The organism is Protofrankia coriariae, assembly GCF_001017755.1.
Lineage (GTDB): Bacteria > Actinomycetota > Actinomycetes > Frankiales > Frankiaceae > Protofrankia > Protofrankia coriariae.
In genome coordinates this window covers 73,217-83,128 of the sequence record NZ_JWIO01000019.1, presented here as the reverse complement: position 1 = coordinate 83,128, position 9,912 = coordinate 73,217, and the positions used below count along the sequence as shown (strand labels likewise).

The following is a 9,912-nucleotide window of genomic DNA, read 5'->3' as shown; positions in this document are numbered from 1 at the left end:
GCGGGCCCGCCGGTCGGGCGAACCGCTGACGACGGCACCTGGGAGGCTCTGCTGGACGCCGCCGGCGGGCGCACGGTCATCGATCTTGCCGTGCACGGCCATCTCGACCGGGACGTCCGCCGGGCGGTCGCGGCGGGCATGGCCCCGATGACCGCCGTCCGCATGGCCACCCTTGCCCCGGCCCGCCGCCACGGCCTGGACCATCTGCTCGGGTCGCTCACACCGGCGCGTCTGGCCGACATCCAGATCGTCAGCGAGATCGCCGGATGCCAGCCGCCGGAGGTCGTGCTCTCCGGCGGGCGGCTGGCCGCGGAGCGGGGCCGCCCGCTGTTCGACAACCTTGACGTCGTCCCCGCCTGGGCTCGGGAGCGGCTGTCGCTGCCCGCCGGCCTGCACAGCGGGTCGTTCACCGTGCCGGCGGCGTCCGTCGGCCCCGCCGGTCGGGGCGTGAACGCGGTCGAGGTACTCCTCGCGCAGAGTGATTTTCCGGGTGTTGAAAGTGTCACGGTGCGGCCGGTCGCCGTCGATGGCGCCACCGGTAGCGTTGAAGCGGATCCAAAGCATGATCTTTTGAAGGTGGCCCTTGTCACCTGCCGCGTGCATCGGGACCGGCCCGCCGGGATACGGGTCGGGCTCATCCGCGGGATCGGCCTGCGCCAGGGCGCGATCGGGATGACCACGAGCGTGGCACCCGGTGACCTGGCCATCATCGGGGTCGGCGACCACGACATGATGACGGCCGCCCGGGCGCTGGAGGGGATGGGCGGCGGTTTCGTGGTGGTCGACCGTGGCTGGGTACTGGCGGCCTGCCCGCTGCCGGTGGCCGGCGTGATGAGCGACGCCCCCTGGGACGCCGTGCACGACCAGTTGGACGGCGTCAACGCGGCCGCCGCGGCACTCGGTTGCACGCTCGCCGCACCGTTCCTCACCCTCGCGTCGTTGGGCCAGCGGCTCTGCCACCCGCTCTCCTGACGGAACGTTCACCCGCTCTCCCGGCGAAACGTCCGCCTGCCCTTCCGGCGGAACGGTCTGCCCGCATCCCCCGCGACGTCCGGCACGTCAGGCAGGTCATAGCTTTGGCGGGTCCAGCCGTGATGAGGGCCATGGGCCCCGCGGGCCGACACATGTGTGGGACGCACGGGCAGCGCATCCGTGCGTGGAGGATCTGAGAGTGGGAGATCTGACGCGTTTGACGACTGCGACAGGCGAGGACGTCGCGGTTCCGTACCGCCCGTACCGCGACGGCCGGAGCCGGTGTCGGCCTGACACTTCTGCTCGGTGCGTGTGGTGGATCCACGTCGTCGTCCTCCGTGGAGGCCGAGCCGGTGACAGCGGTCGAGGCCGCGCCAAGCATTGCGCCCGTCGATCTGCCAACCGATCTGGCAACCGATCTGGCACTGCCGTCGCGGACGGCTCCTCCGGCGGTGGAGACGGCGGCTCCCCAGGTCGCCACGACCGCGACGGCGGGAGTGGAGGCCCTGAAGGGCACGGTCGTCCCCGCGGGCTTTCCGTTCCCGAGGGGAGCTGTCCCCACGGTCTCGGTGTCCAAGCCCCAACGCGCGACGATTTCGCTGCGTGACGTGACACCCACTGCGGCGGTCCAGTTCTACCGACAGGCGCTGCCCGCCGCCGGCTACAAGTTCCTGCAGCAGGGCGGCTCGGACGGCAGGACGAAGCTCACCTTCGAGGGAAAGGGCCAGGGCATCCAGCTCCTCGCGGGCGGTGACGGCAGTCCGGATCTTGTCCTGCTCCTCTTCGACAACCTGTAACAGCGGAATGCGTAGGTGGAAAATGCTGCTGTAACAACGGTTTCCACCTACGGACGCGGAAGCTGTAGGTGGAAACCGTTGTGGTGGTGATGGTTTCCACCTACGGCTTCCGCTGTAGGAGTGCCACGAGCTGACCGTTGCGGTGGCGGCATGATCCCGCAGAGCGCGGTCCCGGCGAGAAGGACGTTGCCGGGGAGAAGATCCAACCTCGGTCGCAGTGTTCTTTTCAGGGGTCCCGGGCAGTTGTCGTAACCACCGTGGTTGTTGTGGCGACCACTGGTCGCGGAGCCGTGGGCGCCTGGTTTGAGCTGGCATTTCGTGCCGCTGACCGCCGATTTGGAAAGGCGGCGGCCAGCAGCGGTGCGCACGGGTCAAAAGGTGGGATGGGTGTAGGCGGCCGCGGGGCGGATGGGAAGGCAGCGGATGGGAGGATAGCGGTACCAGGATTCCGGTCGTCCTTGTGTATGTGCGTTCATACGTGCCGGAGAGGTCGGAGAGGTCGGGCGGGCCGGGTTGGGGAGATCAGGGGCGGGAACCTGCCCTCGCGCGACGGGCGTAGCGGAGGATGCCGCCGGGCCGGTCGCGCGCTGGAGCCCGCTGGGTCCGTTCAGCCAGCGCGGCCAGCGTGGACAGCGCCCGCCGCAACGCGATCCCGACGGTATCCGCGTTCGCCTGGGCGTCACCGAGCGCGCCGCCCGTGGGCATGTCGGCATCCGTGCCGGTGCTGTCGGTGGCGCCGGTGGCGCCGCGGTCGGTGGTTGCCAGAGGCAGGCCGTCCAGTGGGTGTCTTTCCCGCGCGGCGAGGTGCAGATCCATGATCATTTGCTCGGCGCGCGCGGCCGCGGCCAACCGGTCGGGGCTCCCTGTGCAGTCGTTGCGGAACAGGCGGGCATAGATGCGGGTGGACGTGGCGTCCTCGGGCTGCAGGCAGAAGAAGATCGTGCTGGTGATCCCGGTGTCGGGCCAGCGCAGGACCAGGCGGAGCTGGAACGGTGGCCGGTAGACACAGGTCGACAGGTGACGGCGCCCGCTCCACGGCCGCGGGCCAGCCGTCGTCGTCACCGGCTCCGCGGAATTGGTGACTGTCTGCTCCATCCGCAGGCGGAATCCATTGCCATCGGTAGTGATGTCACGGCGAAAAGTGATTGTTTGTTCGCCTGTGCCGCCCGCGCCCGCGCGGATCGGGCCGGTGCGGACCGGGTCGGCGCAGACCAGACTCGGATGGACGAACGGCAGGTTCGCCGCATCGAGGAGATCGTCGGTGAGCACACCCGCGCATGCCCGGCTCCGGCTGACGTCCAGCCATCGGGAGACGAAGGTGGGGTTGTCCGTCTCGGGCAGGTCGATGATGTCCGCGAACGGTTCCGCGGGGGCGATCCAGATCAGCCCGTGGCGTTCGGTGGCGCCCCACGCCGAGGTGGCCCGGGCGCGTTCCGACCGGGAGACGTCCGAGCCGGACATGGGCTCCGAGCCGGACATGGGCTCCGAGCCGGGCGCGGGCTGCGGGCCGGGCGCGTGCTGCGGGCCGGGCATGGCCGTGCATGCGCCGGACGCGACGAAACGCCAGCCGTGGTAGGCGCAGACCCGCCGGGGGCCGTNGCCGGCCGCCGGCGGCGTCAGCAGATACGGACAGCGGTCGGCAAGGGCCATCACCCGGTTGTCGAGGCGGGCGATCACCCATGGTTCGCCGAGGAGCCGTACGGATACCGGCTCGTCACCGATGTCCGACGACCGCGCGACCGGATGCCAACCGTGTCGCAGCGAAGGATCCGTGTTCGTCATTCGTGGGCGGACGTCGACCACCTCCTGGGAGAAGGGGCTGCCGGGGCGGGGGCGCCGGCCGTGGGCGCGGGTCGCAGGCCAGGTGCTGGTTCGACCTGGTCCGGTCCGCGGCCCGGTGACGAGTTCGGTAAAAGCGTTCTTCGAATGTGTTGATTGAAGTGAGCCGTTGTTTCGGTTTCGCGTCCCGGGTGTGACGCAAGGTGATGCGTGATCGATATCTCACTGTGTTCCGTCACCGTGTTCCCGGGGCTGCCCGGCCGTGGCTCCGGGCCAGGGGCCCGTACCGCCGAAAATTGTGTGATCATGATGTCTCCGTGTTCGGGGAACCTGTGAGCGCCGTCGTGAGAACGCTCCCCTTTTCGGGTAATACCGGACGTCGCCGTACCGGGCAGCTATGATTCCCGCCGCGGACGTATCGTGCCCAATACGGATGAGTACGGTTGCGATCCGGCACTGTCGGTTTTCGCCGGACGGCTTCTGTCAGTGGCCGGCTGGAGAACCCTGCGTGTCGCCGATAGTGAACATGCGTGTAACCTCGGAGTACTATCGTCGGCTGTCATGTGGGGTTGCGCGCGACCGACCGTCTTCCCTGCCGCCATACCTGCCAGCGGGTTTCCGTGTCGCGCGGACGTTCCCACGGCATCTCCCATGATTACCACCGCGGACGGCACGATCGGCGCTCAGACCGCCCGCCCGGCCGACCATCCGGTGCTCGGTGCGGCTGGCCTGGCCAGCCCGGCCAGCCTGTACCGGCCGCTGACGGTGGCCGACACCGTCGAGATCCTCGCCGACGGCGCGGCGGACCTGCTCGCGGGCGGTACCGACCTGGTCCCCGCGCTGCGGACCGGCCGCCGCCGGCCGCGACGGATCATCGCCCTGCGCCGGGTCCTGGAGCTGCGCACCCGGGGCGCCAGCGCCGACGGGCTCATCATCGGTGCCGGTGTCACCTACCAGGACCTGGCCGGCTGGTCGCTGTCGCCCGGTCTCGCGGCCACCGCGCGGGTCGTCGGATCACCGCAGATACGCAACCTGGGCACGGTCGGCGGAGCGCTCGGCACGGCCGATCCGCGCGGGGATCTGCTGACCTTCCTCAGCGCCGCCGACGCCGAGGTCGTCCTGCGCAGCGTGCACGGCGCGCGGACGGTGACCGTTCCGTCCTATCTGGCCGAGGGGCGTGACCCGACCGAGCTGATCACAGCGGTCCGGCTGCCGCGGCCGTGCGGTCCCCAGGCCTACCTCAAGGTCGGCGCGCGGCAGGCCGCCTCGGCGGCGGTCGTCTCGTGCGCGCTGGTCGTCGACCGGGTGCGGGAGCGGGTCGCGTGCGCGATCGGTGGGGTGGCCGGCCGGCCGGTCCGCCCGGTCGCCGCGGAGGACTTCGTCCGCGCGGGGGTCGACTGGGCGACGGGTACGGCTCCCCCCGACGTGGTCGCGGGCTTCGGCGAGCTTGTCACCGAGGCCGTTCGCGCCGTGGAGGATCCGCTTCCTGACGACCCGCGGGCGTCGGTGGCCTACCGCCGGCACGCCGCCGGAGTGCTGGCGGCGCGCGCCGCCGGACGCTGCCTGTCCGGTCCGTCGCCGGTCCGGTCCGCGGGCGGACGGTGAGCGCGCCCATGAGCGAGCCCGCCTACCGGAACGTCTCGGTTGATGAGGACCCGGCGTGCCCGTCGCACGATGCCGGGCCGCGGGTGTCCTACCAGCTCCACATCGACGGTGGCGTGCGGGAGGTGGCCGGCGCCTGGTTCGGGGAGTCCCTGCTGCGTGTGCTGCGTGACCACCTGGGCGTGCTGTCGGTCAAGGACGCCTGTGAGCAGGGCCGGTGTGGCTCCTGCTCGGTCCTGATGGACGGCCGGCTGGTGACGAGCTGCACGGTTCTTGCCGCGGACGCCGCCGACGCCCAGGTCACGACCGTGGCCGGGCTGGGTGTGGGCGGGCCGGCGCGGGCGGTGCAGGCTGCCTTCCTCGCCCACGGGGCTGTCCAGTGCGGCTTCTGCACGCCAGGATTCGTCGTCGCCGTCACCGACCTGCTGGCCCGGCGTCCCGACGCCGACGAGGACGAGATCCGCGAGTCGCTGGCCGGCAACATCTGCCGGTGCACCGGCTACGGGCGGATCATCGCCGCGATCCGGTCGGTCCAGGAAGCCCGCCGGCGACCGGGAGACACCCGCTGGCGGCCGGGAACAGGCCAGCGGCCGGGAACGGACCAGCGGCAGGGGACAGGCCGGTGACCGGGGACGGGCCAGCGACCGGGAACCCGCCGCCAGCTCGGGACGGGTTGGCGATCGGGAACGGATCCGCGCCCGGAGACCGGCCCGCGGCCCACAACGGGCTGGCCGCCATACACGGGCTGGCTGCCGTACACGGGCTGGCCGCTGTACACGGGCCGGTGGCCGCGCACGGGCCGGCGGGCGGCGCGGAAGATCGGAACGATGATGAACCCGTGTCCGCCCGCTGACCACGTCGACCGGATGGTCACCGACCGGACGCCGTCCGGCGCGGTATCCGTTGATCGAACATCCGCTGGCCAGGCGTCCGTCGACCAGGCGTCCAGCAACCAGGCAGCCAGCGATCAGGGGATGGGGATCGGGGCGTCCGTGCCACGCCCGGACGGGCCGGCCAAGGTCAGTGGTACCTTCCCGTACGCCGGTGATCTTGGTCTGTCGGGGATGCTGCACGCGCGGACGCTGCGCAGCCCCCATCCACGGGCCCGCATCCGCCGGATCACCACCGCCGCGGCCCGCCGGATGCCCGGGGTGGCGGCGGTCGTGACCGCGGCGGACGTGCCGGGCCGGGCCACCTACGGCCTGATCGTCGCCGACCAGCCGGTGTTCGCCGCCGACGTCGTGCGCTATCAGGGCGAACCGGTGGCGGCGGTGGCGGCGGTGGACGCCCGGACCGCCACGGCGGCGCTGGCCGCGATCGAGGTCGACTACGAGCCGCTGCCACCCTGGACCGACCCCGAGCGGATCGTGGCCGCCGCCCGCGGCCCCGGATCGCCGTCTCCCGCCGGATCGCTGTGTGCCGGAGGGCCGCCGTGCCCGGACGGGCTGGCGGGTCCTGGCGCGTTCGAGTTGCTGCATCCCGACGGGAACGTCTTCCGCGAGATCCATCTTCGCCACGGCGACCCGGCGGCCCGCGGCGCGGTCAGCGTCACCGACTCCTACGTCGTGGGCATGCAGGACCAGGCGTTCCTCGGCTGCGAGGCCGCGCTGGCCGTGCCGACGGCCGACGGCGGCGTCGACCTGCGGGTGGCGACGCAGTGGCTGCACTCCGACCGCGAGCAGGTCGCGGCCTGCCTGGGCCTTGCCGAGCACCGGGTGCGGCTGGCCCTCGCCGGTGTCGGCGGGGCCTTCGGCGGACGCGAGGACATCACGCTCCAGATCCACGGCGCGCTGCTCGCGCTGGTCACCGGCAGCCCCGTGCGGATCGCCTACGACCGGGTCGAGTCGTTCCTCGGCCATCCGCACCGGCATCCGGCCCGGATGTGGTTCCGGCACACCGCCTCCCGGGACGGGCTGCTGGTCAGCGTCCAGGCACGTCTGATCCTGGATGGTGGGGCGTACGCGTCGTCGTCCCCGGCGGTGCTGACCAACGCGGTCACGCACGCCGCCGGGCCCTACCGGGTGCCCAACGCGGTGCTGGACGGCTGGGTGGTCCGCACGAACAACCCGCCGTGCGGGGCGATGCGCGGTTTCGGTGTCCCCCAGGTGGCCATCGGGCATGAGGCGCAGATGGACCGGCTAGCCGACGCCCTCGGCATCGACCCGGTGGAGCTGCGCCGGTGCAACGCGCTCGAACCGGGTGACGTGCTGCCCACCGGGCAGGTCGTGCCCGATCCGCTGCCGCTGCGGGAGATGATCGACGTGCTCGCGGCCCGGCCGCTGCCACCGCCGGTCTCCGCGCGGACGCCGGTGACGTCGCTGCCCGGCGGGCGCCTTGCCGCGGCCGACCCGGCCCGCGTCCGCCGNCCGACCCGGCCCGCGTCCGCCGTGGGGTCGGCTATGCGGTGGCGTACAAGAACCTGCTGTTCTCCGAGGGGTTCGACGACTACGCCACCGCCCGGGTGCGCCTGGAGACCGGGCCGGACGGCACGCCCCGGGCTGTCGTGCACAGCGCGTGCGCCGAGGTCGGCCAGGGCTTCGTGACGATCGCCGGGCAGATCGTCCGCACCGAGCTCGGCGTGGACGAGGTGGTGCTCGCCCCGGCGGACACCACCGCCGGCAGCGCCGGGTCGACCAGCGCGTCCCGCCAGACGTGGATGAGCGGCGGTGCCGTGCGCGCCGCCGCGGCCACGGTCGCCGACCGGCTGCTGGCCCGGGTGGCCCGCCGGCNCCCGGGTGGCCCGCCGGCTCGGTCTGCCCGACGACGTCGCCGCGGTGCCGCGGCGACTGCTGACGCTGGCCGGCGGTGAGATTGTCGCCGGCGAGGCCGGGGTGCGCATGACGCTCGCGGACGCGCTCGCCGACGGGCCGGTCGAGGCGGTGGAGGTCTTCCGCCACCGGCGCACCCAGCCGCTGGACGCCGACGGCCAGGGCGACGTGCACGTGGCGTTCGCCGCGGCGGCGCACCGCGCGGTCGTCGACGTCGACGTCGACCTGGGGCTGGTGCGGGTGGTGTCGATGGCGCTGGTCCAGGATGTCGGCACGGTGCTCAACCCGCTGTCGCTGCGCGGGCAGGTCGAGGGCGGCACGGCGCAGGGGCTCGGGCTCGCGCTCATGGAGGAGCTGGTGGTGCGGGACGGGGTGGTGCGCAACCCGACGTTCCACGACTACGTGCTGCCGAGCTCGGCCGACGTCCCGGAGCTGGACTTCGTCGCGTTGAGCCATCCGCAGCCGGGGGCGCCCTACGGGGTGAAGGGGGTGGGCGAGGCGCCCACCTGTTCGGCGACGCCGGCCGTGGTGGCGGCGGTGCGCGACGCGGTCGGCCGGGACCTGCGCCGGGTGCCGATCCGCCCGCAGGACCTGCTGGGCCTCGACGATCACGAATCTGACGATCCTGAAGATGTCGGTGGTGGCCAATGATCGGGCCGGTCGGGCCGGTCGAGCTGCCGGAACGTCCGGTCGTGCTGTGCTCGTCACGGGTCGTCACCCCGGACGGTGTCCGGCCGGCCGCCGTGCACATCAGGGACGGGCGGATCACCGCCGTCACGCGGCCGGAGGCGGTGCGCGCCACCCCGGGCGTCACCGATCTCGGTGATCTCGCGCTGCTGCCCGGGGCGGTCGACACCCACGTCCACGTCAACGAGCCGGGCCGGACCGAGTGGGAGGGCTTCGCCACCGCCACCCGGGCCGCCGCCGCCGGCGGGGTCACCACGATCATCGACATGCCGCTCAACGCGATCCCGCCGACGACGTCGCTGGCCGCGCTGACCGTGAAGCGGGCCGCCGCGGCCGGCCAGTCATGGGTCGACGTCGGCTTCTGGGGCGGGATCATCGGCGCCGACACGCGCAACCTCGCCGACCTCTCGGCCCTGCACGACGCCGGGGTGTTCGGCTTCAAGGCGTTCCTCGCGCCGTCCGGGGTGGACGAGTTCCCACACGTCGGGATGGACGTGCTCGCCGCCGCCACCGCCCACACCGCCCGGCTCGGCGCGCTGACCGTCGTCCACGCCGAGTCGCCGGCCGTCCTGGACGCGGCGCCGCCTGCCGCCGGCCGGCGGTACGCGCGCTGGCTGGCCGCGCGCCNGCTGGCCGCGCGCCCGCCGGCGGCCGAGACCGAGGCGGTCGCCGGGCTCGCCGCGCTGTCCGCGGCCACCGGCGCCCGCCTGCACGTCCTGCACCTGTCCGCGGCGGCGGCGCTGGACGACGTGCTGACCGCCCGCGACGCCGGAGTCGCGCTGACCGCCGAGACCTGCCCGCACTATCTGACATTCACCGCCGAGGAGGTTCCCGATGGTGCGACTGTGTACAAGTGTGCACCTCCGATCCGGGGGGAGGACAACCGGGAGCGGCTGTGGCAGGGGCTCGCCGCGGGCCTGTTCACCGCGGTGGTGACCGACCACTCGCCGTCCATACCGGAGCTGAAGGCCGTCGACTCCGGCGACTTCGGGCCGGCGTGGGGCGGGATCGCCTCGGTGCAGCTCGGCCTGGCCGCGGTGTGGACGCAGGCCCGCCGCCGCGGCCACGACCTGGCCGACGTGGCCCGCTGGATGTGCACCGGCCCGGCCGACCTGGTCGGGCTGACGCACAAGGGGCGTATCAGCCCGGGGGCGGACGCCGACCTCGCCGTGATCGATCCCGAGGGGTCCTTCGTCGTCGACCCGGCCCGGCTCGCCCACCGCCATCCGCTGACCCCCTACGCGGGCCGGACGCTGGACGGTGTCGTGCGTGCCACCTACCTGCGCGGCAGGCGGGCCGACGGCGAC

8 protein-coding genes and 1 pseudogene (1 of these 9 running past the window's edge) are annotated in these 9,912 nt (G+C 73.0%); 8 read left to right on the top strand and 1 reads right to left on the bottom strand.

The genetic code is table 11. The annotated features are described in order from the left end of the window. Positions 1-972: the 3' portion of an adenine deaminase C-terminal domain-containing protein gene (locus FrCorBMG51_RS32545; RefSeq protein WP_476742160.1), read on the top strand. Its footprint begins 837 nt before the window's first position; 972 of the gene's 1,809 nt are visible here — the last part of the coding sequence; the start codon falls outside the window, past its left edge; it ends in the stop codon at positions 970-972. Positions 973-1,325: 353 nt separating this feature from the next. Then, complete coding sequence (locus tag FrCorBMG51_RS13565) at positions 1,326-1,769, top strand: hypothetical protein (RefSeq protein ID WP_157180496.1); 444 nt, start codon at positions 1,326-1,328, stop codon at positions 1,767-1,769. A 522-nt stretch (positions 1,770-2,291) separates the two neighbouring features. On the opposite strand, the gene FrCorBMG51_RS13560 is transcribed toward FrCorBMG51_RS13565, so the two are convergent. Beyond that, complete coding sequence (locus FrCorBMG51_RS13560) at positions 2,292-3,551, bottom strand: Rieske 2Fe-2S domain-containing protein (protein WP_047223426.1); 1,260 nt, start codon at positions 3,549-3,551, stop codon at positions 2,292-2,294. 648 nt (positions 3,552-4,199) lie between these two features. Here FrCorBMG51_RS13560 and FrCorBMG51_RS13555 point away from each other — a divergent pair. The 6 genes and pseudogenes from FrCorBMG51_RS13555 to allB all read left to right on the top strand — a co-directional run. Next, complete coding sequence (locus tag FrCorBMG51_RS13555) at positions 4,200-5,153, top strand: FAD binding domain-containing protein (protein WP_083731097.1); 954 nt, start codon at positions 4,200-4,202, stop codon at positions 5,151-5,153. An 8-nt stretch (positions 5,154-5,161) separates the two neighbouring features. Beyond that, the gene (locus tag FrCorBMG51_RS13550; RefSeq protein WP_047223425.1) at positions 5,162-5,776 is read left to right on the top strand and encodes a (2Fe-2S)-binding protein; all 615 of its coding nucleotides are present in this window, start codon (positions 5,162-5,164) and stop codon (positions 5,774-5,776) included. A gap of 201 nt (positions 5,777-5,977) precedes the next feature. Then, positions 5,978-7,279 (top strand): annotated as a pseudogene (locus tag FrCorBMG51_RS33870) (molybdopterin cofactor-binding domain-containing protein); the annotation flags it as partial. Positions 7,280-7,554: 275 nt separating this feature from the next. After that, complete coding sequence (locus FrCorBMG51_RS33865) at positions 7,555-7,959, top strand: molybdopterin cofactor-binding domain-containing protein (RefSeq protein WP_420848615.1); 405 nt, start codon at positions 7,555-7,557, stop codon at positions 7,957-7,959. Continuing rightward, entirely contained in the window at positions 7,925-8,569 is a 645-nt protein-coding gene (locus FrCorBMG51_RS33860; RefSeq protein WP_420848614.1) for a molybdopterin cofactor-binding domain-containing protein, read from the top strand. Before FrCorBMG51_RS33865 ends, FrCorBMG51_RS33860 begins: the two co-directional genes overlap by 35 nt. After that, the coding region (allB, locus tag FrCorBMG51_RS13535; RefSeq protein WP_235433559.1) for an allantoinase AllB at positions 8,566-9,912 on the top strand (1,347 nt) is incomplete at its 3' end. The genes FrCorBMG51_RS33860 and allB, both read left to right, overlap by 4 nt.